Source organism: Terriglobia bacterium (assembly GCA_035712365.1).
In the GTDB taxonomy this organism is placed as follows: domain Bacteria; phylum Acidobacteriota; class Terriglobia; order UBA7540; family UBA7540; genus SCRD01.
The window spans coordinates 140,966-165,936 of the sequence record DASTAW010000033.1 but is presented as its reverse complement, the minus strand read 5'-3'; the positions used below and the strand labels follow the sequence as shown (position 1 = coordinate 165,936).

Sequence of the window (24,971 nt, the reverse complement as noted above, 5' to 3'; positions counted from 1 at the left end):
CAGAGATGATCCGGCAAGAATGGCATCGAACTCGGTCGTGTTGAACTATTTTGTTGATGTTCTTTCGTTCACGTCGCAAACGGTTTACACTTGCCCGTTCAGGGGATTTCAATGTCTACGGAAACGCAAAAGCTGCGATTTGCTGATTGCATGTCTCGTCTGGGCACCGAAGGCGCTTTTGATGTGCTGGTCCGCGCGCGCGAACTTGAGGCGCAGGGCAAAAAAGTGATCCATTTGGAAATTGGAGAGCCGGACTTTCCGACGGCGCCCAACATTGTTGATGCGGCGAAGCGCGCCCTCGACCAGGGCTGGACCCATTACGGCCCTCCCGCTGGTTTTCCCGAACTGAGGCAGGCCGTGGCGGAGGATGTGAGCCTCCGGCGCCGAATCTCCGTCGATCCTGCCGAGGTGGTGATCACGCCTGGCGCAAAGCCCGTCATGTTTTACACGATCCTCGCGCTGGCTGGACCCGGCGACGAAGTTCTCTATCCCGATCCGGGATTTCCTATTTACTCCTCCATGATCAACTTTGTCGGCGCCACGCCTGTCTCCTACTCGACCCCCGAAGAGCGTGGGTTCGGCATTGATGTCAAAGAGATCATGAGGAAGATCAGCCCGCGCACGCGGTTGCTGATTCTGAATTCTCCCAATAATCCCACCGGCGGAATGATCAGCCGCCCGGAAATGGAAACGCTCGTTGAGGCGTTGAAAGATCGCGACGTGATGGTGCTTTCAGACGAGATTTACAGCCGGCTGAGCTACGGCGGCGAGCACGTGAGTCCGGCGGCGTTTCCGGAATTGCGTGACCGCGTCATCATTCTCGACGGATTTTCAAAGACCTATGCCATGACGGGATGGCGGCTGGGTTATGGCGTGATGCGCGCGGATGTGGCGCGGCAGATCGCGCTGCTGCTGATCAATTCGAATTCCTGCACGGCGAGCTTCACTCAGGTGGCGGGCGTGGAAGCGCTGCGCGGCGACCAGAGTTCAGTGACCGCGATGCTCGAAAGATTCCACGAGCGGCGTGAAGTGATCGTGGACGGATTGAATCGCATTCGGGGATTTCGTTGCCAGAAACCCCGGGGAGCTTTTTACGCGTTCCCGAATATCAGAGGGACCGGAAAAAGCTCACGCGAACTCGCCGATGCACTGCTGAATGAAGCCGGCGTGGCGTGCCTTTCCGGTACGGCGTTCGGCCGGCAGGGCGAAGGCTATTTGAGATTTTCGTTCGCCAACTCCGTCGAGAATATCCGGATAGCTCTTGATCGCATCGACGGTTGGGCCAAAAACAATCTGTGAGCTCCTGATGAACGAAACGAAGCGCAGTATCCGCGTTTTTGCCACCTGCGACATCGGCCGGGAGGCGCTGGACCGGCTGCGCGAGCGCGGCTATCAGGTGGAAGTTTACGACCAGCTCGAAGCGCCGCCAAAAACCCTGATCATCGAGAGAGTCCGATCCGGAATTGACGTGCTGATCACCACCTTGCGCGATCCTATCGACCGCGAGATTTTTGAGGCGGGCAAGGGAACTCTGAAAGTGGTGGCGCAGGACGCGGTTGGTTTCGACAACATCAACCGCGCGGACGCCAATGAGTACAGGGTTCCTTTTATCAACACGCCGGAGGTGCTCACGGAAGCAACGGCGGAGTTCGCGCTGTTTATGCTGGGCGCGGTGGCGCGCAAGCTGTATCCCAGCGAACGCCTGGTGAGAGAAAACCGTTGGGGCGCCTGGCATCCTTATCTACCTTTTCTCGGGGACGAGGTCACGGGCAAGACAATCGGGGTAGTCGGCCTGGGACGCATCGGGCAGGCCTTCATCAAAAAGGCGCTTGGGTTTGATGTGAATTTCCTTTGCTACGACTCGAACTTCACGCCATCAGATTTCCTCAAGGGTGTTCAGGAAGAACTGGACCTGCGGCACCGCAATGGCTTTTCGGACGAGCGGCGGACCGTCCGTGTGGTGGCGCTCGAAGAAGTCCTGTCGGGAGCCGACTTCGTCTCACTCCATGTGCCGCTGGTGCGCGAGGGCGCAACTCCGACGTTTCACCTGATCAACGAGAAGACCTTGCGCACGATGAAGCCCACGGCTTACCTGGTGAACACGTCGCGGGGGCCGGTCGTGGATGAAGCGGCTCTGGCACGCGCGCTGAAGGAGCGTGTGATCGCGGGCGCGGCGCTCGATGTCTTTGAGAAGGAGCCGCTGCCATCGGACTCGCCGTTGCGCGATCCGCAGCTCGAAGACCGGGTGCGGCTGTTCCATCACTTTGCCAGCGCGGGCCGCATCACGCGACTTTCGACGGATCCCAAGCGCGGCATGGCCGGGCGTACCGTCCAGTCGCTCATCGATGTGCTGGAAGCCAGCGGCAGCCTGGCGGAGGTCGCGTGCGTGGTCAACAAGGAAGCCTTCCGTTGAACGTGAGCAGCAACGATGCAAATTTTACTCACTGTTCGGGAAATGAACAACAATCGAAAAACTCGAATCGAAGCGGGCCTTCTTCAAAATTCAATGGCTGTATTTTCAATAACTTAGAAAAGACGATGAAAAGGAGAAGGAAAATCCCAAGCGTCCCATTTTGGAGGTTATCCCTGAATGTAGGCTAATAAAATGAGCTAGAGACGCCCACCTACGCGCCGGCTGCGCTCCTTTCCCGCTCCGGCGCCGCATGATAAAGCTGTTCAACATCCTGCCAGCGTTCATCCATGTTGTCTATTCCCGCTCAGCTACGGTATAGCCACGGCATGGCCGGCTTCGACTCCCGCTGCAACTATGGTGCGACCCAATCCATGGCGACAACGTCCTGCGTGCCTGTATCCTTTACCAGTAGAGGAGAACCGTCGGGGGCGAGCCCTATCCATCCCCCAAGAAGCCCTGGAGCCTCTTGGAAATCCTTCAGGCTGACCACCTTTTCGATTTTGCGGTCGCTGACTCGCATGCGATATATTCCCGGTTCACTTTGCCCGTTCGTTCCCCAGAAGAATATGTACTGCCCATCATGTGACCATTCTTGCCACCCCTGTTGGGCCAGCGACGACAGCTCGGTCCAATTCCGGGTTTTGTAATCGAAGAGCAGCATTTTCTTGTCATCGAGGGTGAGGGCTGTCACGTAGCGTCCGTCGGGAGACCGCCGTGGAGACCAAAGCCCGTCGGAGCCGGGCAACTTCGTCTCTTTTCGGGTCTTCAAGTTCAGCTCATAAATCCCGCCAACACCCGATTCGATTGCCCACACCGCAATACCCAGAACCAGAGAAGCTCCATCGGGTGACCAAGTCGGGTCAACATAGTCGCGGCTGCCGTCGGTCACTTGCCCGGGAGAGCCGCCATCGGCGGACATGACATAGATTTGCATTGGCGTGTTCGGGAGTTCCCCCGCGAAAGCGATCTGCTTGCCATCCGGCGACCAGCGGGGAGCCGCGACGCTCATCGGCGGGAATGTCAACTGGAGCCGCTGCCTGCCGTCCGCTTTGCTCAGCCACAAATTGCCCTCTGGATAACTCACGTAGGCAACCCGCTGATGGTCACGGGAAAAACTCACGCCACCGGCTGAAATGCCTGAAAGAAACGGCAAGAATTTTTGAGATTTCGTGTCATAACGCTCGAGTTCCGCCCGTGAGAACCCCGCAACGGCGAACAGCCTCCTCCCATCCTTGCTTGGCAGTGGAGTGGAGTACTCCACCGCTCCGGAAGTTATCTGCACGGGCTCATGGCCGGTCTTGCGAAGAAAGCTGCCGCTCTCGCGTCTGGCCCAAAGCTGGCCTTGAGATTGGAAAACGAAATATTTCCCATCGGGCATCCACTTGCCGCAACACTCGCCCGCGCTGGGGTGCCAGCCGGGCAGTAACTGGTGAAGGTTTGTGCCATCAGCCGAAACCTGCCAGATTGATTCGCTCTGGGTCTTGGCGTCGATAATGGTAAAGCGGATCTGACGGCCGTCGGGCGACCACGCGCCAGACACGTAACGTGTGCCCGTCTGCGGATCCGCCGATAAGGCGCCCGGTAGTGTGACGATTTTTCTGGCCTTTGTCCCATCGCCGTTTGCCACGTAGAGATCAGTGCTCCGGAAGTAAACGAGACTTTTTTTGTCGGCAGACCATGCCCCCTCGTACCCAATGGCATCGGTCAGCCGGCGGGGTGATCCGCCCAAAATCGGCACGGCCCAGAGAGCGCCCTCTGTGGAGTCGCTCGGTGAATTTACAAACAACAAGTCTGAGCCGTCCGGCGAGACGTTAAGCGCGTGCAAAACAGGTGATGGAACGCGTATCAGGCCAACCTCTCCCCCCGCGACTGAAACCTGGGCGATATTGCGAAGCCTTCCTGATGCAGTCTCCACCAGGTAGAGTCTTGAGCCGTCAGTACCAACTAATTCCTTGGGAAGACCGTTATGGGTTAGCTGGAGGTAGCCTGATACCCTTGGTGGCGGAAGAATTGGCATCTGCCAGTAAGCCACGATCAAAGCAATCAGTATGCCCGCCGCCAGCCCCCCGAAGAACCCGTTCGTGCCGGGCCTGCGTAGTGTCGTCGCCAGCCACGGCAGGGCGCGGCGCAGGGGTGACACCTGTGGTGGCACGTAGGGGAGGGCTTCGCCCTCCCGCGGGAGCGCGGAGCGCTCCCCTACATCACCTGCGAGGGTTTCTTCAATCGCGATGCGGGCTTCCCCAATGTCGCGCAGGCGCTGCTTCGCATCTTTCACCAGGCAGCGGCGGAGGAGTCTTTGAATCCCGGAGGGAGTTGTTGGCGGCAGCGTGGCCAAGTCCGGCTCTTTCGTGAGCACGGCCGCAAGCACGTCTGAAATCGTTTCACCGTCAAATGCTTTCCGCCTGGAGAGCATTTCATACAGCACGCAACCGAACGCCCAGATGTCGCAGCGCCGGTCCACCGGTTGCCCCCTGGCCTGCTCCGGGCTCATGTAGGCGGCCGTGCCCAGAATCATGCCCGGCTGGGTGGCCAGCGTGGGCGAATTCTGATCCGTGGCATGGGCATCCTGCCCATGCACGGGCGAGGCGCTCGTGCCACCGAGAACCTTGGCGAGGCCGAAGTCCAGCACCTTCACGGCGCCTTCGGGCGTGATCTTCACGTTGGCGGGTTTCAGATCGCGATGGATCACGCCGCGCTCGTGGGCATATTCCAGCGCTTCGGTAATCTGCTTGGCCATTGATAAGGCGTCCGTGTAGGGGAGCCCTTTGGGCTCCCGCGGGAGGGCAGAGCCCTCCCCTACGATTCTCTCCGCCAGGGTCTCACCTTCCACCAGCTCCATCACCAGCGCGCGGATGCCGTTTGATTCTTCGAGACCGTAGATCGCTGCAATGTTGGGATGATTGAGCGACGCCAGCACCTTAGCTTCACGCTCGAAGCGCGCCATGCGGTCGGCATCGCTGGCCATGGCGTGCGGCAGAATCTTTATGGCCACGTCGCGCTGGAGCTTTGTGTCGCGCGCACGATAGACTTCTCCCATTCCGCCTTCGCCAATCTTTGCTGCCAGGCGATAGTGGGCAATCATGGCGCCGATTTCAACCGATGGTTTTGCGGGACCTGACAAGTGCTCGTCCTTCGCCAAAGACTCCGCCACTACCTCGATGGCAGGCGACTCCAGGAAGTCTCCAGCCTGTTCGTCCTGCGCCAGCAGGAATTCCACTTCGCGGCGCAGGCTTTCGTCTCCCGCGCAGGCTTTCGTCAAAAACTCGGCCCGCGCATTCTTGTCGATCTCGCAGGCCGCGTGATAAATCCGTTCGATCTCCTGCCAGCGTTCATCCATTTTGTCTATTGCCGCTCAGCTCGCCATAAAGCCACGCCCGGGCAAGCTTCCAGTCACGCTGCACGGTTTCCTGTGAAATCTTCAGCGCTTCCGCGGTTTCTTCGACGCTCAGGCCCCCAAAAAAGCGCAGTTCAATCACCTGGCTCTTTCTCGAGTCGAGCGCCGCCAACCGGTTGAGCGCATCGTCAAGCTCCAAAAGGTTTGCCTCGGGCGACGAATCAGCCGCCAAACCCTCTTCAAGCTCGATTGCGACCTGGCCGCCGCCGCGTTTCGCGCTGTCCCGCCTGCGCGCATGGTCCACGAGAATCTGCCGCATGGCGCGGGCACAGAGTGCAAAGAAGTGTGCGCGGTCTTTCCAGTTGGCCTGCTGCGTGTCCACGAGGCGCAGATAGGCCTCATTGACGAGTGCGGTGGCTTGCAGGGTGTGGTTTGGGCGCTGGCCTGCCATCAGGCGCCCGGCAATGCGGCGGAGCTCGCGGTGGACCACGGGGGCCAGGCGGTCAAGGGCTTCTTTGCTTCCTTCGCCCCAGGCCCGAAGCAAAAGCGTGACGTCGCTGCTTCGTGAGGCTGCCGGCCCCATGTTTCACACCCCTCGGCAGGACGATGCCAGTGGCTCAAGAATACCACGCGGGTTAGTGGCAATCCAGCAGCCCCAATGCCCCAAACAATTTTTGGACCCACCGTGACAGTTCCGCCTGCCATTTTGCGTTTTCCTTATTGAAGGCGGCAGATCAACGAAGCCGCAGGGGAACAGGACAGGAAGCTGGGGGGGTGCTGCGCCCCAAGGCCGCCTGCGGCAAATCAAAATTCGGAGGTGTGTGATGAAATCGATTCGAAGCTTGATGACCATGGCGGGACTTTCTCTGGTGCTGTTTGCCTTGGGCGCGGTTGGGACCAGGGCGCAGTCAGCACCAAGTCTTTCCACAACCAACTTTGCCGGAAGCATGACGCTGCCCGCGGATGCCCAGTGGGGAAGGATGACTCTGCCGGCAGGGGACTACAATCTGTACTACGGAACTCTGAACGACCAAGGGCCCTTCGTGGTGGAAGTTGTCGGGAAAGCGAAAGGAGCTCCACATGGCCTGATTGCTCCCTTGGGTAACGACACAACTTCTGCCTCTAAAAGCTCTCTGATTTGTGTCCGGGCAGGCGGCGCGCTCATCGTCCGTACGCTTGAGATGGCCAGGATCGGCAAGTCGGCAAGCTTTGCGATGCCGCGCGGTGCGCAACTCGTAGCGCACAACGGAAAGCACAACGGCTACACTCAGCTTGCCGAAGCTCCCATGCTGATTCAGCGGATTCCGGTCTCAGTGAATGCAAAATAAACTTGTGGCCAGACCTGCCCGCCGCTGGGGCGGGTTTCACGCCCGCTCCAGCATCCCTGCATGAAAATTCCAGAGTCGAAATGAATCCAGTACGTCAGCAGTTTGCTGCGGGCCTGCCGGTGTGATGTTCATTGGCTGCCTGAGGCCTGGACTGCGGCAATCGAGCTCGCCGCATTCTATTCAATGGCTGTCGGGTGCCGAGGCTTCGGAGTCAAGCACAACTTCGGCCCCGGAAGACACAAGTTCTTCCGTGCTGTGGAACAGCTTGACGATCTGATGGTTCAAGCCATACCGCGTGGCAGTGCGCTCGTCAGCTCGAGTAATGTAGCGGACGATGGCAATCACTCCGTTATCGGTGGGTTTGACGTTAACGGAGGGCTGGGCGGAGAACGAACGCGTGCCGTAGCGGCTTGACACTCGCTGCCAATCGCGCTCGGCCAGTTGCGTATTGCTCTCGGTTGCCTGGGCCACGATGGCGCGGATTTTTTCCACCAGCGGATAAGGATTCTGGCTGTGCGGAATGGCTACTTGCAGTTCGTCCCAGAGCCACTGGCCGGAGGTGCTGAAATTGAAGTAGTAGCCGGTCACCGCGTACATATTCATAAAAGCGACCTGGCGGCCGGTGAGGTGGCCAGGCTCATTCCAGTTGCCCGTTTCGAGCAGCACCGTGCGGAACAGTGTGATCTCGACTACCTCGCCGCGCACACCGGTGAAGGAGTTCGGATTGATTTCCACCCAGTCGCCCACCCGAATGCCGTGCCGGCCCATCAGCACGAACCAGCCCAGGAACGAGAGCAGGAAATCCTGCAGCGCCACGGCCAGGCCGGCGCCCGTGAGCCCCACCACCGTGGATAAGTTGTCAGGCTTTCCAAAGATCACCATCAGAATCACAACCACAATGATCAGCCTTGCGCTGATGCGAAGCACGGCCTGCAAGGTCGTCTTCTGCTTCCGTTCCAGTGACAGCCCGGCGAAAAAGTGCTCAATCAGGCGATTCAGGAACAGCGCGACGGCCATCATCAGGACAATCCACAGGCCCCCGGCAATCAGGCTGTGCAACGCGGAGCGCCTGGCCGTTTCCACCAGACTGCCCCACTTCCCGTAGGCGGCGGCCAGATCATTCATCATCTCGATTCGCCGCTCGAGGACCCGAAGCGACGTCCGGTCGGTCGAAAGATGCTGGATCACCGCGACCGAAGCATTGGCTGAATTCGGCGCCGCAGGTTCCTGCGGCGCTTGTGCGCTGGCTGCGCCGGCAGGCGCCTTGCCTTTGCCGGCCGCGGCCGGGCTGCCCCGGCGCGAACCCGCCAGCGCCGCAATCTGCTCCGGCGTCAGATCGTGTGCCGCCAGGGCTTTCTGTTGCGCTTCTTCGGCTGAAATGCGGTCTTCGAGCGGCTTGTGTTGCCGGGTCAGGCTGGCAGCAGCGTCAACGGCCTCCTGCTGCGCCTGGAGAATTTGGAATCCCTTGCGGCGAAGGGTCCTCCAGCGCGACCATTTCGCCAGCACGCTGCCTGAAGGGCCCGGCGGCTCGAGCGGAGCGAACTTGAAAGTGTCGCGCTCTCTCGATGCCGACTCATGCTCAGCCTTCAGCTTGTCCAGGCGGCCCTTCGGGTCGCCTCCGGCCCGCGCCAGTTGATCTTTGGCGTCGCCCAACACCTCTCTGGAAAGATTCAGCTCAGCTTCCGCCGCGTCCAGTTGCTGTTCGAGGGCCGCGTGCCGCGCTCCGCCCACCCGCTTGAGGGCGCTCTTCAGCTCATCAGCTTCCGCCTGGCGTTTTTTGACGGCAGCGCTGATCCTCCCGATCCGCTCCTGAATCGCCTTGATCTCGGGTGTTTGAGCCACAGGCTGGCTGGCCGCCAGTTGCAGGTCGTAAGCGTATTCCAGGTCCAGCTCGCGGTCGGCGGCATCCATGGCACTGGTGGCCGCCTGCTGTTCCTGGGGCGTAGCGGCCATCAGCGCCAGCCGCCGCGCCGTGTCCAGATAGCGCGTGTTGATGGTCAGCGTCTCACCCGGCGACGAAGAGGCCCCTTTGCCTGGAGGGGCCGGGTTTGTGGGACCCGAGGTGAGATATAGTCCCGCCAACGCCGTCGCCAGAAGCACCAGCAGCGCCACCTCCGTCAATCTTTGAGCAATCTTCATGCTTCCCAACGGTGTCGCCCTGGTGCGCCACCCATCAATCCACCTGCAGGGTGCGGGTAACGGTCTGACCACTCATGATATCGCGGATGGTGATGGTCCAGTTGCCGGCTGGATCGTTGGCGGCGAGCGGAAGCAGCCGGACGCCTCCGCCGTTCGTGGCAATGATGTTTCCCGAATAGAAGATTTTGCGATTGCCCTGCGGATCGCGAACATCCACGTGGAAGATGCTGACGGCCGCCGGGCTCCGGGGCGCGTGGACCGAGACGCTGACCTGCGATCCGCGCCCGGCTTGTTCCGGCATCGAGACCTGCATCGCCGGAAGCGGCGCGTCACTTGTAGTCAGAATCGTGGGACCATACGTGTCAACCGTCAGAGTGAGCTGGTCATGACGGCCGAGAGGTTTGCCGGTCCGCGTGTCATAAATATACATCTCGCCCGGCAGACGCAACTGAACGGTGGCCGGCTTGTCGAAACGCGCGGTGTAGTCGAAATCCGGCGGTCCGAGGCGGTCAGCGCCGATCGGGGGATTGTTCTGCAAGGTGACGACGCGGACGCCGCCGTTCGCAAAGACGTGCGTGTCGATTCCGACAACGCTGTTGCCCGAAGAATCCGTCACCGGGTAAGCAGGATTGACGCCAATCGACTGGAAGAGCTTCTGCATCATCAGGTGCATTGGGCCCTCCTGCCGATTGTTGCGCCTGGCCACATAATCGAGAATATCGGCATTCACCAGGACCGCCTTGCCTTGTCCGAAATTGTGGACGTTGATCTCCTCCGAATTGGGTCCAGGGAAGAGATCGGCAAGCGAGGACTTCGGGAGCTTCTTGCTGTGCTCGTCATAGGCGCCGGGCATCATATCCGCAATGACCACGCCACCCTGAGAGACGAATTGGCGGATGGCATCCGCCTCCGCCTGCGAGAGCGAGCTGGAGCCCGGAAGGACCAGCACGCGATAGCCATCCCTCAGCAGGATTCCGTTCGGAATCTGGTTGTAACCGACGAACCGATATTGAAGCCCTTCATCTTCGATCAGCTCGCACCAGGAAACGCGCCGCTGGGTGAATTTGCTGTGCTTCGCAAGATAGCCGGGCGGATGGCGCACCCACGCGTCACCTTCCGGGATATGATTCAGCATCCACTGGGTGCGCCAGCTTGGCTGGGAGTATTCGATGGCGATGCGATCATTCACGAGATGGCTGTTGATGATGAGCGCGCCCTCGCCGTCGCGGATTTCCTGATAGTACTTCGCAGCTTCTTTGCCGGCGTCGCTCGGCTGGCCGTTCGGAAAGACGTAAGGCTCCGGCTGACTATCGCGGCGCTGAGGCGTGGCTGTCTGAGGATTCCGCTCGTCATCAAATCCCTGGTCCCAGAGAATCAGCCCGCGATTGCCATGCAATAGTTCCCACCAGACCCGGTGCCTCTCCCAGGGTCCGGAACGGAAGCGCGTGGTGACAATCGCCATCGAAGGGTCGAGGGAATGGACCAGATCGACGCTGTGGCCGATGTCGTAAGGCTCGATGGCGGTGATCGCCTTCACAATCCGAGTGTAATCATAGCCGCCCCAGCCCGGCATCTGGCCGCCGCCGATGCCTACGTAAGCGCTTGGGTCGCCTTCCCGAATTGCGTCCGCGCCCATCTGGAGCGCCTCGGCGTAAGAGATGTCCATCCAGGTCTTGAAGTCCGCCCAGGATGAGAAATTGCCGTCCGTGTTCTTCATAGCCTGATTTGTGGTCTGCGGCATCACGAGATTCCAGCTTGTGAAATCCGTGCCCCATTCTTTATTGAGAGCGCCGAGCGAGCCATATTCCTTCTGGAGCCAGCGCCGCATCGGCACGATTGACTGATCGGAAAAATCGAAATCCCACTGCGTTGCCAGCTCAGCGAGACCCTCTTCATCGCCCAGGCTGTAGAAGAACGGGCGGTACGGCGCGTAGAGCTTTCCGGATGCGACGCCGCGGTCGTGCACCATCCTGCGCCAGTAAGGGTCCCAGAAGCTGGGATGCCGCTTGAAGGCTTCGAGGCTGTCCGGATGCTCTTCATAGAGCTTCTTCGCCTGAGTAAAAGCAAAGTCCTTGCGGCGGTCCGGTCGCCAGAGGTGATAGGCGGAATAGTAATCCGTGGCAAGGCTCTCCGCATACCACCGCATGTTGTTATCAATGAAAGCTTCGGGCGGCGTCTTGCTGAGAGAAGAGAACTGCGCGCCGTTGATGCCAAGCTTTTGCAGGGCCGGAAGCAGGTTGGCCGGATATTGCTGCCACATCATGATGACGTAATCGTTCCATCCGGAGGGAGGCTGGGCGATGAAGTCGGCGGAGGCTGTCTCCGTCTTCTGGACTGGCTCTCCATTAATGCCTTTGCCATCGAGCGTCACGTCGGCCTGCAAGTGGTTCTCCATCGCAATCGCGCGCGACATATCAATGTAAAAGGTGATCGAGGTCTCGTCGATCAGGTCCTTTGTTTCGCTCCGATCCTCGACGGTGCGACCGAGGCTGTCCGTCCAGACGATGTGGAGCGTCGCCTGGCCCGTGAAGCCGCGGTCCATGGGATAGACGACCGCGACCTGGCCAGTGCGGCTGAGGGTCGTAGAGGGTAGCAGCAGGCTGCCGGTGTGATCAGCCCCGCGGGCTGCTTTGACCGACAACAGGGCAAGAGCCAATCCTGCCATTGCCATGCAGACGATTACTTTTTTCACAGATCTCCCCAGGTTAGTTGTCTTGTTCGAACCGTGGACTAATCTCTCCCGGTCCTCTGGAGCTTGCGAATCTCCAGCCCCCCGCACAGCCGGCTAAGCCGACGATGATTTTGACCGACTTGCCGCCATATGTAAATCCCCGACATAAGGCAGGAGCCAGAGGTCGGGAGTCAGCAGGCAGAAGGCGGTGAGACGATGGATGAAAAGCGCTTGACAGCATGAGTGCCTGGTGTACCATCGCACGTGAATGCGGGAGCAGGCGATGGCCGCTTGGTTCCGGCTCGCGGATGGATTCCGGCGCCGCAAGATGCTCTCAGGGCGCCGCAGGATTTTGACAAGGGCACGCCTGGCGCAGAATGGTCCAGCGCCGGCGCCGCACACAAACACCATGAACAGAAGACAATCATTGGCAATGCTGTCCGGGGCGGCAATCGGGATTCCCGGCGCGTGGGGCCAGGGGCAAGAGGCTGCGCAGGGAACTTCCCGTCCAGAGGGACAGAGCACGCCAGACACCCTGCTGCTGAAGGATTACCGTCCCAAATCGATTTACAAGGTTCCGGAGACGAGGGTGACGAAGGCGAAATACCCGGTGATCGATTGCCACACGCACCCGTACGCCCGCACATCCGCGGAAGCCGATCAGTGGGTCAAGAACATGGACGCCGTTGGCCTGGAAAAGGGAATTGTGATGACCATGGCGAGCGGCGACCGATTCAAAGAGATTCAGCAGCGATTTTCAAATCACAAGGACCGCTTTGAGATGTGGTGTGGATTCGATTTCACGCAATACAAATCGGCCGGATTCGAGCGGCAGTCAGTGGAGGCGCTGGAAAGGTGCCATGACGCGGGAGCCACTGGGGTTGGAGAGCTGGTGGACAAAGGGCGCGGCATTGGAGCGCGCATCGGGACGGAACCGGCGAGCTGGCACGTTCCGCCCACGGGCCCGCGGCCCCACCCCGGCGACGCAAGCATGGACGCTCTGTTCGACCGATGCGGAAAACTGGGAATGCCGGCCAGCATCCACGTGTCTGACCCTCCGTGGGCGTACGAGCCGATGGACCATACCAACGACGGGCTGATGAACGGTTACAAGTGGCGGATTGACGTGAAACCGGGCGTCATGGGGCACGAGGAATTGATCGCGAGCCTGGAGGCCGCTGTCAAGAAGCACCCCAGGACGATCTTCTTCGCCTGCCATCTGACCAACCAGTGCAACAATCTTTCCCGCCTTGGCGAGATGCTGGACCGCAATCCCAACCTTTACGCCGACATCGGCGCCCGCTACGCCGAAACCGCCTGCATCCCTCGCGCCGTCGCGCAGTTCTTCAGCAAATATCCCGACCGCATCCTGTATGGAACGGACATGGGATACGACGAGGAAATGTACCGCACAACTTTCCGAATCCTGGAGACGGCCGACGAGCACTTCTACCACTTCCAATTCGGCTACCACTGGTACTTGAACGGCTTCAACCTGCCCGACGATTTGCTGAAGAAAATCTACAGGGACAACGCCCTGGCGGCATTCGATCGGGCACGGCAGAACATGGCCTGAGCGAAACGGAGAGACACGGCTCCACGCCGCGGGTTTGACCAGGCATGATGGCGACGGAAAGTCGCCGCTGCGAAAACGCTCTCGCGTGCGGGAACCTCAAATTTGAATTCTCAGATTTGAAACCCTGCGCCGAGGGTGTCTCGGGGCAATTGCGAAAGCCGCCTAAAAACTCAGAAATGCTTTCCAGGAATTTGTGAGTTCAGGGTGTATAGTTGTCGGTTGCTTTGGCGGTGATGCGTCTGGCTGCGGGGGATGGACTATGGACCAGCAACTACTCGAAAATGCCGGGGGGTTCTCCCGCGCTTTGATGCGGATTCCGGTGCCATGGGTGTTCGTCCTGGCGTATCTGGCGGGTGCGGGGCTGGAGGCGCTGTGTTTTCAAAGTCACTTTTTTTCGGCCACGCCTCTGCTCAGTGAAATCGGAGGCCTCTTTTTTCTGGCTGGGGCTGCGCTGGCCGCCTGGGGATGGCTGTTGTTTCGCAAGGCGCGGACCACAAGGGTCCCCGGCCAGGCTTCCAGCGCCATGGTGACCTGGGGACCTTATCGCTTCACCCGGAACCCGATGTATCTGGGTCTCACGATTGCGTATCTTGGCGAGGCGGGGATTCTTCGCCAGCTTTGGCCGGTGCTTTTGCTGCCCTTCGTTTTGGTCTATCTGAATAGGATTGTCATCCCGGTTGAAGAAGAAAAGCTGCGCCAGGTTTTTGGAACGCGATACGAAGAATATCAACACCGGGTGGGCCGATGGTGGTGAGGGCGGAAGGCAGGAGTCAGAAGGCAGTGGCGAGTGGAAATTACGAATTACGAGTTGCGAATTAAGAGGGCTTCGCTACTATCCGACGCGGCAGCGTTTCCCGCGCGCGAACCCCCAGGCTGCTTTTGCTGGCAAAAATCGCCTATGCCGCTTTGCGATAGAGTGCCGCCGCAGTAATTCCCACCAGCAGCATCATGATGAGTTCCAGTCCGATCTGGAGGGCCATCACGCTGCCCGACCAGGGCTGGACGGCAAAATATATAAGGTAACGGCTGACGGAAGCAATCAGCCACACGGCCGCGCCGTATCGCAGGCCCTGTCCCAGCCAGGGCTTCGGCTCCAGTCCGCGCGAATAAATCCACACGAAGGCAACTGAGAAAACCAGGAAGGCCAGCAGCATAAAAGGAAAGTGGCTCTGGGCATCCTGCTGGGTTCGCAGCATCAGCGGCGACTGCTGGTAGAGCGGCTGCAGCAATACGCCGTGAATGACATAACTCAACGCTGTGAATACCAGAAACACCACGATGATGGTGAGCCACATTCTTTTCATTTCGGAAATCCTCCTTCGTTTTGCTGGGCCGACCGTACGATCGCAAATTGCAGATTTGGCTTTCCAGCGGTGGAAGCCGGCAGCAGCCACGGCCGTACCGTAACGAACTCGCCGCGCCGCTGCTGAGACTTGCGGCGTGGCCGTTCATTTAGATTCTTTCGCCCCTTGCCGGGGCTTTCTGGTGGTTGGTGATCGGCTTTCCCATCCCGCAAGGCGCGATGGGCCAAAGTCTGTCGCCGCTTGGCGGCTCGTCCCGCCCGCTAACTCTGATGCCATCGGCAAGGCAGGGCGGCATTCAGCCTGCTGGAATTGCAGGCATCGGCAACAACCACATCCGCGAAAACCCACGACGGCCGCCAGCTTGCTATTCAGGCGACAGCATCACCGGGTCTCAATGAATGAGCGCGGCGCTATAGGCGCCGGCCGACTCGCTCGTCCGGGAGCGCGGAGCGGGTTGGGGCGACGAGACGCGTATGACCGGCGCGGGCCTGGGACCCAGATGGCGCGATTGCGCGGTAGTCGCAGGCGCGCTGCGAGCGCGTGCTGGCGCGTGCGCTTGAGAGACCCTGGCCATTTGGGGAACGCGTACCACCGCGGCAGGTCCGAAGCGATGCCACTGCCCGTCCGCTATGGCGGCTGTGAAGGTGTTTGCCGGGCTGCTTGTTTGAGTGCGCGGCGCCGGCCGGACCGCAGCCTGGCGCACTGCGGCCGCCTGCTGCGCGCCAAACCGGTGCCACTGGCCGTCTGCGTCCAGAGCGCGCGTTGCAGGCGCTGCGGTTGTCTGGGAATACGCGTATGCCGAGGGCGACGGGTCAGGCGAACCATAAGCCGCACCATACCCATTCCCGTACCCGTAGCAATCGTACGGGCCGTAAGGGTAGCAGCCGTTGGGTGAGTAAGCGGGATAGTACGAGTAGTACGGGTAGTATGTGTAGTACGGATAGAAGGGATATCCGTAAAATGGGAAAAACCCGAAGTTAAAGAGAAAAATGTTCCGGCCATGGAACCCGCGCCCAAATCCACCGCGACCGAAGAATCCTCTGCCAAAGCCTCCGCGGCCAAAGCCGCCACGACCAAAAAATCCGCCGCCTCCGAAGCCTCCGTGTGACCAGCCTCCACCACCATGGAAGCCTCCACCGCCGCGAGACCAGCCGCCTCCACCGTGGAAACCGCCTCCGCCGTGCGACCATCCTCCGCCGCCGTGGAATCCGCCACCTCCACCAAAACCACCACCATGGAAACCACCGCCTCCACCGTGAAAACCGCCACCTCCAAACCCACCGCCTCGTTGAGCCCAGGCGCTGGCGCCAGAGGCAAAGAAAGAAATTGCCAGGGACAATAAAAGGATATGCAAGCTGCGCATAGGGTCCTCCCGTTTACACAAGCGTAGCACCGTTTCCGGCCAGAACCAAGCGGTCGCGCGGCGGCGCTGAATCAATCAGGCGATTGGCCAGCAATCGAATTGGCGGGATGGTTTGCACAAAAGTATTTCCGCGACTCGCGGTGAAAGGCCCGGATCTAAGTGCAGCGGCGATTGCGATGAGGAATGGATCAACAGGCAGAATGTGACGAAGGCCGATGTCCAGGTTGGAAGTCAGGCTGGCAGCGCCGAAGATCGAGCCTGGACCTTCAGATGTCTGTTCCATTTCGCGCAACGCCCGGTCGGCGCGTCTGACGGCGTCCTATACGCCGGCCTACTGGGTGCGACTGACAAAGTCAGCCAGGCAATAGCCCTCAAGGGTGCTTTCGTCCAAACCGTCGCTGTCCGGAAAGAGCATGGGCGGTTCGCGGTCCATGCGGGGAACCTGCCCTCTCCGGACTTCGTAATCGCACACATTCACTTCGCCGCTGTTCATGATCCTGACGTTCGCGTAGATCGTCCTCGGAGTGCCATCGGAGAGTGTTTCGCACGTAAATGCAAACGTTAAGCCGTCGCAGGCGGTGACCTCCGCTCCGGCCAGGCGCAGAGTCGAAGAAGGATCCGGCATTCTTTTGGCCATCCCATACCCCCGTGTGGATAAACTAACCACACCCTTTTGAGCTGCATTTGACACGATTCTACCGTCCTGGCTCCGCGCAGTTGTCAGGATTTTGTCTTGGGGCTGCAAAGAGTGTGTTGTGGGCCGCCAGGATGGGCGGGCGGGCCTGCCGAGTTGCCGGCCAGGGGAGATCAGGGGGCTGATTTGGAAGCAAGATAGCGGTGTTCGATATCGTCCACTTTCGCCAGGCGGCGGCAGTGGCGTTCTTCGCCTGAGAACCGGGCGGCGAGATAAGTTCGAACGAGTTCGCGGGCGAGTTCCGGGCCGATGATGCGGCTGCCCAGCACCAGCACGTTCATGTTGTCATGCTCGACTCCCTGGTGGGCCGAATAGGCGTCGTGGCAGACCGCGGCGCGGATTCCCGGCATCTTGTTGGCGGCCACCGAGACCCCGACGCCGCTGCCGCAGATAAGCACCCCGCGCTCGGCTTTGCCCTCCATGAGGGCCCTGCCGACCGCCTCGGCAAAGTCGGGATAATCGTCCGATGGATCGGCGTGGCGCGCCCCTACGTCAAGGAGGTCGTGGCCGAGTTTGCGAACCTCGGCGGCAAGTTCTTCCTTCATCATAAAGCCGGCGTGATCGGCGCCAATGGCTATTCGCATTTTGTTTTCCTCAGAGAGCAACCGCGGACCTCAAATGCGGAGGTCCGCGCTAGAGGGCTAGGTGATTGGCTCGATGATGGCAAAACCCCCTCACCCGGTTCCGCCAGGCGGAACCACCCTCTCCCCTGGGAGAGGGCTTGTCATTTACTTGAGACGGCGCGGACAGTACGTAAACAAGTTCGAGCCGCCTGAAACGCAGACATCGCGAATAGCGCGATATCTGCGCCACCCACCAGCCATTAAATTAATCACTGCCCGGGTCTTTTTTCTTTTCGGCTGCGCGGCTTCTTACGGCCTGGCACCACCAGCGCCTCTGAAGTTGCCCAGCGTCCCAGCCGGTAACTTCGGTTGTAGCCTTCCGGCAGGTTGGCGATGGTCACTGTCACTGTCCCGCCGCGGTCGCAGGCGTAGCTTTCCTCCGTCTCGCAGCGATGGCCATTGGTGAGGTATCCCACGGTTACCTGGTCCAGCGCAGCATTATCGCGCAGCGACGGATCGAAGGGAAAGCGGATGTCGTCCCAGATGGTGATGTCTCCCGCCGGGCGGCCGTCATCGGTAAGGTGCGTACACTCGAGATACCGGAAATGGCCGATGTTGTGGACAGGATAGTAGCGCCGCGAATTGAGCAGCGGAGGATCGGACGGGCCGGGCAGCGGCGTGCCTTTGGCGAACAGAGGATCGAAGATGATTCGATGGCCCGCCTCAGCCTCGCGCCACACGCCGAAGTGGCGGGTGAATCGGTCGCGCAAAACGTAGCCCTGGGTGGCGTCCGCCTGGATGGCCAGTCCGATGGCCGTGGCGGCCCGCGTATGAGCCGATCGCCGAACGCGACGGCCGAAAGTGTCGCGGAGCATGCGGCCAATCAGCGGCAGCTCACTGCCTCCGCCGGTCATATATAAGGCTTCCAGCCGCGGCTGCTCGCCTTGCTTCGCGCCGTCGCCGCCGGAAGCGAGGCCCTGCGCCTCGAGCAGATCTTCCGTGGCGTGCAGCGTTTCTTCCACCAGCGGCCGGCTGCGTTCATAAAAATCGCCGATGGCAACCGTCACCTGCGGCCAGCCGGGACGCACGTTGCCGAGATCGAGCACAATCCGCCGCGTGTTCGGGTGCAGGCCCTCCTTCTTCTGGCGGCACTCTTCGTGCAGGCGGAACATTTCGGCCTGCGAGAGGCTGTCCTGGTCGATGACGCTGATCTCGCCTGCCTCGAGAGCGAGCCCGGCGAGCACTTCGTCAAAATCGTCGCCGCCAAGCGTGGGAATTCCTTCAGAAGCAATAACCACGTGCTCGCGCTCGTCCAGTTCCACCAGCGAGGCGTCAAAGGTCCCACCGCCCAAGTCGTACACCAGGATGCGCATTTTTTCACTGAATTGGTGCGAAGTGCGCTTATGGTGGCCGAACTCGATGCTGGCGGCTGAAGGTTCATTCAACAGGCCCAGCACGTTGAAGCCCGCCTGGCGGAAGGCTTCCGCCGTGAGGAAACGCTGGTTGCTGTTGGCGTTTGCGGGCACGCCCAGCATCACGTCGAGGGTCTCGTCCCCGCCAGACGGCAGCGTGGAGCTTTCGAGCAGCGCCTTTCGGAGGGCCAGCGACAGCTCGTGGAGCAAGTTCCACATCGGGATTTGCTGATCGCCAATCTGGACCAGCGTGCCGGGGCCGGCATAATCGAGCCCGCGCTTGAGGGAACGGACCACCGTCCAGCCCGGCTCTTCCTGGGCGGCCCATGCCTCCCAGCCGTAGCGCCGCTCGCCACCCTTGACGGCCACCAGGGGCGGAAACCATTCCAGCGAATTTCCGTCCGGCGCTTCGAAGACGACCACAGGATAGTTGCCGCGGTCCACAAATGCGGCCACAATCCGGGTTGTCCCGAAATCAATCCCTAATTTCATTTCTCGATTGAATGCCTCCGCCGAACCATTATATCAGGTCGAGAGAGCAGCGAAATGGGGCAGTTACCCTGCGGTAGTGATTCAGTTTGATTCGTGGCACGGGCGTCCTCGCCCATGCTTCCGTGAAATGACACGGCCAGGCCCGCCCTGAGCGCAGCGAACGGGATGGCCGTGCCACAAGGCCGCAACCAAACTGAGTCACCACCTGCGTTGCGCGCATGGGAAGAGGCGCGGAGCGTGAGCCGTGCGCGGGCCCTGGATTCTGCGCGGGCCTTAGAGCGGGGAAATTTCTTCGTCCTTCTCGGTGGGTTCTTCTTTATCCGTAAACTGCCTTTCCAGAAATCGCCTGGCCACATCGCGGCCGCCCAGTCCAAAGGCGATGGCAGTACCCATCATGACGGCGCCGAAGGCGATGGAAAAGGCGATGAGGACCACTCGGCGCCCCAGGCCGATCTGTTCCAGCGCCATCGTGACAAAGAAAATGATGATGAGCAATCGGACCAGGGTGGCGAGCAGCCTTGCCGAAGGATAATTGGCATTGGCGGCGGCCAGCAAGGTGGCCCGCGAAAAGAAATTGGCAATCAGCAATCCAATGAACAGAACGACCAGCGCCACGAAAATCTGGGGCAGGAAGAGAAAGAACCTGGAAATCTGCTCGCGAAGGGCCCCGATGCCGAGAGCATCGACACCCAGAACGATGAAAACAATCCAGACCACCCAGAAAATGAGCTGGCCCAGCAAGTCGACTGGAGGGGGCAAAGCAGCCTTGCGCATCATCTGGGTGAGGCCCGCCGAGTCACAGTATTTCCGGAAGCCAGCGATGCCAAAGATTCTGCGGACGATCAACTTGAGGACGAGGGCGATCAGGAAGCCTGCCACGATGACGACCACCATCGAGAGGACCCGCGGCAGGAACAAGGTGAGCGCGCTGAAGAAATTGCCCAACGTTTGACTCAGGGTATTCAGAATAAGCTGTCCCATAATTCACCTCACGGTTTCCGGGTCCAGTTCTCCACCAGATAAGGGCGCTGCTTTTCGTACTCCTCGCTCAGAAGTTCACGCCTTTTCTCGATCTGCTCACTGTCAGCTCGCTGGTTTTCCAGGACCACCGAATAGATCCGGCCGCGATAGAGGGGCGTCAAGGCCTGGAGAAGGTGCTCCCGATTGATGACCGAGTGATGGTAAGAAGCGGCGAATTCATAAACGATCTTCACCCAGAGTTCGTCTGGGAAGCGGAAGGGCGTTCCATTCTGTTGCGCAACATCGCGGACCTGCGCGAGCGTCTCTGCCGAAAGGATGGATTCCAGCACCGGAGTCAACTGGCTGACGCCGTTCTGGAACATGGCGAGCAGCTTTTTCCTGTTGAAGCGCCGCGGCTCGACCCCGGAACTGTATTCGAAGCCGAAGACAGGCACCGGCTGCGGGGCCTCGGTGCGCGGAAGCCAGTAGTCCTCCTGGCTCTCCATGCAGCGGAAGAGCGTACCCAGGGCCTGCTGAATGGTGGCGACAATATTCTGGCTGGAAGCTTCCGGGGCATGGATTTTGGGCCCGAGAAACGACTGACACAGCTTGCAGCCGTCCGCAATCGCCCGAGTGATCATCCAGATTTCGGAATGGGCCCGCACAAATTCTTCATGCCAGACGTCCTGTTCCAGGAACCGGCACGCCAGCCGACCGGAGAACCCAATTTCGCCGCCCACGGGCTCGCGGACCCTCACGCCATAAACCGCGCTGATAACCGGCGCGATGATGTTGTTGACCAGCATGCCATCGTATTTATGCCGATGGTAGATGGGTGTGACCATGTCACAGTGTTCCTTGTAGACGGGACGGACCAGGGCTTCGATCCACTCGGGAGAGATGCTCTCGAGATCGGGCGATACCACGGCGCAGGCTTTGGCGCGCAGCAGGTCTGCAGCGGCCATGATGATGCGCCAGGCGCTGCCGCGGCCGTCCACGCCGCCATACGTGGTGGTGATGCGGTGGATGGTACGCAACGGGCTTAAAGAAAGCAGGGTGCGAAAGTCCAGGATGGAGGAGTTTCTGACCGCCTCCGGAGTTCCGTCGTTGGACCCGCCGTCCGGGTTGATCAGCACCACGCGCTCGCGAGGGAAATACTTCACCAGCCCCAACTGGATGGCATTGACCACCTGTTCGATGGTGCGGCGATTGTTGAACGTGGGCACTCCGACGAGGATGTCCACCTCGCCCACGGCCGTGAGCTTGCGGATAAACTCGTCGGAGAGAAAAAGTTCCTCGGCCAATGCTGCTCCTTAAGGACCCTTTGCAACGCTGCCGGCGTCCGGGGCCCTAGAACCGGCGCAAGCGAAACCAGTAGAATTGGTACGGGCCCAATGTCAAGAGGTAAGGAAGCTCTCCGATTCGGGGAAACGGACTGCCTCCGAACAGTTCAATAGGGATAAAGCCGCGCAGAGGTTTGAGGTCGAGCTCGGCCGCCTGGGCGCTACTTGAGAGGTTGTTGACGATCAAGATGCGCTGGTTTTCCCACTGCCGGATGTAGGCAAGCACCCGGTGATTTTCGGGATCCAGGAATTCGATGGTTCCTCGTCCAAAAACCGAGCTTATCTTTCGCAGTTTTACGATCCGCCGCATCCAGGACAACAGGGAATGCTCAGAACGCTGCTGCGACAGTACGTTGACGCCCTGGTAGCCATAAACGGCGTTGGAGATCAAAGGAGAAAAAAGGCGTTCCGGGTCGGCCATCGAAAAGCCCGCGTTCCACCCGCCATTCCACTGCATCGGCGTGCGGACGCCGTTGCGGTCTCCGAGATAGACGTTATCGCCCATGCCGATTTCGTCGCCGTAGTAGATGATCGGCGTGCCGGGCAGCGACAGCAGCATTCCGTTCATCAGTTCGATGCGCCGCCGGTCATTGTCCAGCAGAGGCGCCAGCCTGCGGCGGATTCCCACGTTGAGCTTCATCATTCTGTCCATGGCGTATACATCGTACATATAGTCGCGTTCTTCGTCCGTCACCATTTCAAGCGTCAGCTCATCGTGGTTGCGAAGAAAGATGCCCCACTGGCAATTCTCGGGAATCTGCGGGGTGCGCTGGAGAATTTCAATGATCGGCTTGCGGTCCTCCAGTTTGATGGCCATAAACATGCGGGGCATCAGCGGAAAATGGAATGCCATGTGAAATTCGTCGCCGTCCGCGAAGTAAGGACCCAGGTCCTGCGGCCACTGGTTGGCTTCCGCCAGGAGCATCCGGTTGGGGAAATTTTCGTCGAGCCGTTTGCGCAGCGTCTTGAGGATCTCGTGGGTTTCGAGGAGGTTTTCGCAATTGGTCCCTTCGCGCTCCACGAGGTAAGGCACGGCATCCAGCCGGAAGCCGTCCACGCCCATCTCCAGCCAGAACTTCATGGCGTTCCAGATTTCCTCGCGGACTTCGGGATTGTCATAATTGAGGTCGGGCTGATGGCCGAAGAAGCGGTGCCAGTAGTACGCCCTGGAGACAGGGTCCCAGGCCCAGTTGGACATTTCCGTGTCCACAAAAATGATCCGCGCGTCGCGGTAACGGTCATCCGTGTCGCTCCAGACATACCAGTGACGATAAGGGTTGTCCGGCGAACTGCGTGACTGCTGGAACCAGGGATGCTGGTCCGAAGTGTGATTCACTACCAGCTCCGTGATCACCCTTAAGCCGCGCGAGTGGGCTTGTTCCATGAACAGCTTGAAATCATCCAGCGTCCCGTAGCTGGGATGCACGCTGTAGTAATCAGAAATGTCATATCCGTCATCTTTCAGAGGCGAGGGATAAAAAGGGAGAAGCCAGATGGCCGTGGCCCCCAATTCCTGAATGTAATCAAGCTTCTGCGTCAGGCCCCTGAAATCCCCGATGCCGTCGCCGTTGCTGTCGCAAAAAGCTCGGACATGGAGCTGATAGATGATGGCGTCCTTGTACCAGGTCTGGGCAGCGTCACCCTGCCGGCCCTCCAGGTGATTCACAGGTCTTGCCTCAATCCTCAGTTTTTCTGGGCAGGTGCGTACCGCTCGCCGGACGCGGAGTTTATATGCGGTCACGAACGAAATGTATCCCGGCCCCATGTCATGTTACCAAAGTTTTGACCGATTCCGAATTGTGGGGGGACGGCGCTTATGAACCGGCCCTCTATAGGTCCGCTCCGGCACCTGCAGCGGAAATTTCCACAGCAGAGGCCGCCGTCTTGTGCTAAAAAGGAAAGCTTCCTGTACCTTCAGATGAGGAAACTCTCCGCTGCCGCAAAAAGCGCGATAATGTCTGAATCGGGGAGGCTACCAGACATGACCAGGAAAGAAATCGCCGAGTCATTTCTCAAGCTGGCTTCATCGGGCAGAGTGCAGGAGGCTTATGCAAAGCACATACATCCGCAGTTTCGTCATCACAATGCATACTTCAAAGGTGACCGGCAATCGCTGCTTAAGGGCATGGAAGAAAATGCAAAACAGTTTCCCGGCAAGACCTACCAGATGTTGCGCGCCGTCGAGGAAGGAAACCTGGTTGCCATCCACGGAAGAGTGGCGCTCGCGCCGGACTCCCACTGGTCGGTGATTCACATTTTCCGGTTCGAAGGCGATCTGATCGTGGAGGAGTGGGAAGCTTCTCAGGACGTGCCGGACGAATCCCCCAACGAGAACGGGATTTTCTAGCGGGGCTTCACGCCGGGTCCGTGACAATGCGCAGGGCCTCGCTACCCCCTCACCCGGCTCGCGTCGCTCGCCACCCTCTCCCCCAAGGGGGCGAGGGAACCGTGATATTCGGAACGGCGTGCGTTTCTGGCGTGACCTCTGAGCCAGGGAATGAGGGAAGCGTGCCGGGGAGCCGCAGCCACCCCAAGGGATCTTGACTCTCCTCCAGGGGCAAGAGGAATGCCAAAATCAAGCGGGACAGGAAGCCGGCCAGCGCAGCCGGGCGCGGACATTGCTATGGCTGATTCTCCTTACCAGCTGCTGGCGGTTTACTACGACCGGCTGTTCGAGCCGCTGCGGGCGCCGATGGGGCGCGTGCGGCGGCATCTGCTGGGGGACGTCGTGCGGCGCGCGGAGTCGGCGTGCGACCTCGCCTGCGGGACAGGAACCACGGCCGTTGCGCTGGCCCGGCGTGGCATCCGCATGTATGGCGTTGACGCCTCACCGGCCATGTGCAGGCTGGCCCGGCAGAAGGCGCGGCAGAAGGGCGTCCGCCTGACCGTGCTGCACGGCGACATGCGCAGCTTTCGCCTGCCGGAAGCCGTGGACCTGGTGACGTGCGAATTCGACGCGGTCAACCACGTGCCGCGAAAGTCCGATCTTGATCGCGTGGCCCACGCGGTGGCGAGGGCGTTGCGCCCGGGCGGCTGGTTCTTTTTTGACGTGAACAATCGGCTGGCGTTTGAGAAGGCCTGGACGGGTACCTGGCGGCTGGGGCTGGCTGGAGTTGTCCTGGTGATGCACGGCGGCTACGACCGGCGTCGCCGCAAAGGTTGGAGCAACGCCGAGTGGTTCATTCGCAAGGGCAAAAGCTGGCAGCGGACTGTTGAGCGCGTGGAGCAGGTGGCCTGGACCGCAGCCGAAGTCCGCCAAAGCCTTCGCCGCGCCGGCTTCAGCACCATTCGAGCCTGGGACCAGGCCGCCTTCGCGCGCGAATGGAGGATCTTTCCCGGCCAGCGCACGGTTTACCTGGCCCGCAAAGCACGCTAGCCG

Annotated in this window: 20 protein-coding genes; 7 read left to right on the top strand and 13 right to left on the bottom strand. The window is 60.1% G+C overall.

The window, feature by feature from the left end:
* The first annotated feature begins 111 nt into the window (after positions 1–111).
* Together VFQ24_10270 and VFQ24_10265 are read left to right on the top strand one after the other, a co-directional pair.
* Positions 112–1,299, top strand: a complete 1,188-nt coding sequence (locus tag VFQ24_10270) for a pyridoxal phosphate-dependent aminotransferase (GenBank protein ID HET9178727.1) — start codon at positions 112–114, stop codon at positions 1,297–1,299.
* Between the two features lie 7 nt (positions 1,300–1,306).
* Positions 1,307–2,413, top strand: coding sequence for a D-glycerate dehydrogenase (locus VFQ24_10265; protein HET9178726.1), 1,107 nt, complete (start codon positions 1,307–1,309; stop codon positions 2,411–2,413).
* A gap of 352 nt (positions 2,414–2,765) precedes the next feature.
* On the opposite strand, the gene VFQ24_10260 is transcribed toward VFQ24_10265, so the two are convergent.
* Positions 2,766–5,750, bottom strand: coding sequence for a protein kinase (locus tag VFQ24_10260; protein HET9178725.1), 2,985 nt, complete (start codon positions 5,748–5,750; stop codon positions 2,766–2,768).
* Positions 5,743–6,330 carry a sigma-70 family RNA polymerase sigma factor gene (locus VFQ24_10255; protein HET9178724.1) on the bottom strand — a complete coding sequence of 196 codons (588 nt, stop codon included), beginning with the start codon at positions 6,328–6,330 and terminating at the stop codon, positions 5,743–5,745. Before VFQ24_10255 ends, VFQ24_10260 begins: the two co-directional genes overlap by 8 nt.
* Positions 6,331–6,571: 241 nt before the next feature.
* On the opposite strand from VFQ24_10255, the gene VFQ24_10250 reads away from it, so the two are divergent.
* Positions 6,572–7,075: a hypothetical protein gene (locus tag VFQ24_10250; GenBank protein HET9178723.1), complete on the top strand. Its 504-nt coding sequence runs from the start codon at positions 6,572–6,574 to the stop codon at positions 7,073–7,075.
* A gap of 180 nt (positions 7,076–7,255) precedes the next feature.
* Here the strand turns inward: VFQ24_10250 and VFQ24_10245 are convergent, their stop codons facing one another.
* Both VFQ24_10245 and VFQ24_10240 read right to left on the bottom strand, forming a co-directional pair.
* On the bottom strand, positions 7,256–9,214 hold the full coding sequence (locus VFQ24_10245; GenBank protein ID HET9178722.1) for a mechanosensitive ion channel domain-containing protein: 1,959 nt from the start codon (positions 9,212–9,214) through the stop codon (positions 7,256–7,258).
* A 34-nt stretch (positions 9,215–9,248) separates the two neighbouring features.
* Positions 9,249–11,906 carry an alpha-amylase family protein gene (locus VFQ24_10240; GenBank protein HET9178721.1) on the bottom strand — a complete coding sequence of 886 codons (2,658 nt, stop codon included), beginning with the start codon at positions 11,904–11,906 and terminating at the stop codon, positions 9,249–9,251.
* A gap of 412 nt (positions 11,907–12,318) precedes the next feature.
* On the opposite strand from VFQ24_10240, the gene VFQ24_10235 reads away from it, so the two are divergent.
* Complete coding sequence (locus VFQ24_10235) at positions 12,319–13,461, top strand: amidohydrolase family protein (GenBank protein HET9178720.1); 1,143 nt, start codon at positions 12,319–12,321, stop codon at positions 13,459–13,461.
* Between the two features lie 259 nt (positions 13,462–13,720).
* Positions 13,721–14,215, top strand: a complete 495-nt coding sequence (locus VFQ24_10230; GenBank protein HET9178719.1) for an isoprenylcysteine carboxylmethyltransferase family protein — start codon at positions 13,721–13,723, stop codon at positions 14,213–14,215.
* A gap of 142 nt (positions 14,216–14,357) precedes the next feature.
* Here the strand turns inward: VFQ24_10230 and VFQ24_10225 are convergent, their stop codons facing one another.
* The 9 genes from VFQ24_10225 to treS form a co-directional block, all read right to left on the bottom strand.
* Positions 14,358–14,765 carry a hypothetical protein gene (locus tag VFQ24_10225; GenBank protein HET9178718.1) on the bottom strand — a complete coding sequence of 136 codons (408 nt, stop codon included), beginning with the start codon at positions 14,763–14,765 and terminating at the stop codon, positions 14,358–14,360.
* Positions 14,766–15,156: 391 nt separating this feature from the next.
* Positions 15,157–16,128: a hypothetical protein gene (locus tag VFQ24_10220; GenBank protein ID HET9178717.1), complete on the bottom strand. Its 972-nt coding sequence runs from the start codon at positions 16,126–16,128 to the stop codon at positions 15,157–15,159.
* Positions 16,129–16,141: 13 nt separating this feature from the next.
* Entirely contained in the window at positions 16,142–16,411 is a 270-nt protein-coding gene (locus VFQ24_10215) for a hypothetical protein (protein ID HET9178716.1), read from the bottom strand.
* Positions 16,412–16,459: 48 nt separating this feature from the next.
* Positions 16,460–16,753, bottom strand: coding sequence for a hypothetical protein (locus VFQ24_10210; protein ID HET9178715.1), 294 nt, complete (start codon positions 16,751–16,753; stop codon positions 16,460–16,462).
* Positions 16,754–16,935: 182 nt separating this feature from the next.
* The gene (gene rpiB / locus VFQ24_10205) at positions 16,936–17,406 is read right to left on the bottom strand and encodes a ribose 5-phosphate isomerase B (GenBank protein ID HET9178714.1); all 471 of its coding nucleotides are present in this window, start codon (positions 17,404–17,406) and stop codon (positions 16,936–16,938) included.
* 248 nt (positions 17,407–17,654) lie between these two features.
* Positions 17,655–19,289, bottom strand: a complete 1,635-nt coding sequence (locus VFQ24_10200; protein HET9178713.1) for an Hsp70 family protein — start codon at positions 19,287–19,289, stop codon at positions 17,655–17,657.
* A gap of 273 nt (positions 19,290–19,562) precedes the next feature.
* Positions 19,563–20,270, bottom strand: a complete 708-nt coding sequence (locus tag VFQ24_10195) for a hypothetical protein (GenBank protein HET9178712.1) — start codon at positions 20,268–20,270, stop codon at positions 19,563–19,565.
* Positions 20,271–20,278: 8 nt separating this feature from the next.
* Positions 20,279–21,553, bottom strand: a complete 1,275-nt coding sequence (locus VFQ24_10190; protein ID HET9178711.1) for a glycosyl transferase family 2 — start codon at positions 21,551–21,553, stop codon at positions 20,279–20,281.
* Positions 21,554–21,599: 46 nt separating this feature from the next.
* Positions 21,600–23,258 (bottom strand): maltose alpha-D-glucosyltransferase, encoded by a 1,659-nt coding sequence (treS, locus tag VFQ24_10185; GenBank protein HET9178710.1) that lies wholly within the window; start codon positions 23,256–23,258, stop codon positions 21,600–21,602.
* A 315-nt stretch (positions 23,259–23,573) separates the two neighbouring features.
* Between treS and VFQ24_10180 the strand changes: the two genes are divergently transcribed.
* Positions 23,574–23,939 (top strand): nuclear transport factor 2 family protein, encoded by a 366-nt coding sequence (locus VFQ24_10180; GenBank protein HET9178709.1) that lies wholly within the window; start codon positions 23,574–23,576, stop codon positions 23,937–23,939.
* A 219-nt stretch (positions 23,940–24,158) separates the two neighbouring features.
* Positions 24,159–24,968 carry a class I SAM-dependent methyltransferase gene (locus VFQ24_10175; protein HET9178708.1) on the top strand — a complete coding sequence of 270 codons (810 nt, stop codon included), beginning with the start codon at positions 24,159–24,161 and terminating at the stop codon, positions 24,966–24,968.
* Positions 24,969–24,971: the final 3 nt, after the last annotated feature.

Bases quoted from the DNA above. Each gene is read 5' to 3' on its own strand.
- VFQ24_10250 (HET9178723.1), top strand. From the start codon at position 6,572: ATGAAATCGATTCGAAGCTTGATGACCATGGCGGGACTTTCTCTGGTG.
- VFQ24_10210 (HET9178715.1), bottom strand. From the start codon at position 16,753: ATGCCGGATCCTTCTTCGACTCTGCGCCTGGCCGGAGCGGAGGTCACC.
- VFQ24_10220 (HET9178717.1), bottom strand. From the start codon at position 16,128: ATGCGCAGCTTGCATATCCTTTTATTGTCCCTGGCAATTTCTTTCTTT.
- VFQ24_10180 (HET9178709.1), top strand. From the start codon at position 23,574: ATGACCAGGAAAGAAATCGCCGAGTCATTTCTCAAGCTGGCTTCATCG.
- VFQ24_10235 (HET9178720.1), top strand. From the start codon at position 12,319: ATGCTGTCCGGGGCGGCAATCGGGATTCCCGGCGCGTGGGGCCAGGGG.
- VFQ24_10215 (HET9178716.1), bottom strand. From the start codon at position 16,411: ATGGAACAGACATCTGAAGGTCCAGGCTCGATCTTCGGCGCTGCCAGC.
- VFQ24_10230 (HET9178719.1), top strand. From the start codon at position 13,721: ATGGACCAGCAACTACTCGAAAATGCCGGGGGGTTCTCCCGCGCTTTG.
- VFQ24_10245 (HET9178722.1), bottom strand. From the start codon at position 9,214: ATGAAGATTGCTCAAAGATTGACGGAGGTGGCGCTGCTGGTGCTTCTG.
- VFQ24_10195 (HET9178712.1), bottom strand. From the start codon at position 20,270: ATGGGACAGCTTATTCTGAATACCCTGAGTCAAACGTTGGGCAATTTC.
- rpiB (HET9178714.1), bottom strand. From the start codon at position 17,406: ATGCGAATAGCCATTGGCGCCGATCACGCCGGCTTTATGATGAAGGAA.
- VFQ24_10225 (HET9178718.1), bottom strand. From the start codon at position 14,765: ATGAAAAGAATGTGGCTCACCATCATCGTGGTGTTTCTGGTATTCACA.
- VFQ24_10200 (HET9178713.1), bottom strand. From the start codon at position 19,289: ATGAAATTAGGGATTGATTTCGGGACAACCCGGATTGTGGCCGCATTT.
- VFQ24_10265 (HET9178726.1), top strand. From the start codon at position 1,307: ATGAACGAAACGAAGCGCAGTATCCGCGTTTTTGCCACCTGCGACATC.
- VFQ24_10260 (HET9178725.1), bottom strand. From the start codon at position 5,750: ATGGATGAACGCTGGCAGGAGATCGAACGGATTTATCACGCGGCCTGC.
- VFQ24_10175 (HET9178708.1), top strand. From the start codon at position 24,159: ATGCCAAAATCAAGCGGGACAGGAAGCCGGCCAGCGCAGCCGGGCGCG.
- VFQ24_10255 (HET9178724.1), bottom strand. From the start codon at position 6,330: ATGGGGCCGGCAGCCTCACGAAGCAGCGACGTCACGCTTTTGCTTCGG.
- VFQ24_10270 (HET9178727.1), top strand. From the start codon at position 112: ATGTCTACGGAAACGCAAAAGCTGCGATTTGCTGATTGCATGTCTCGT.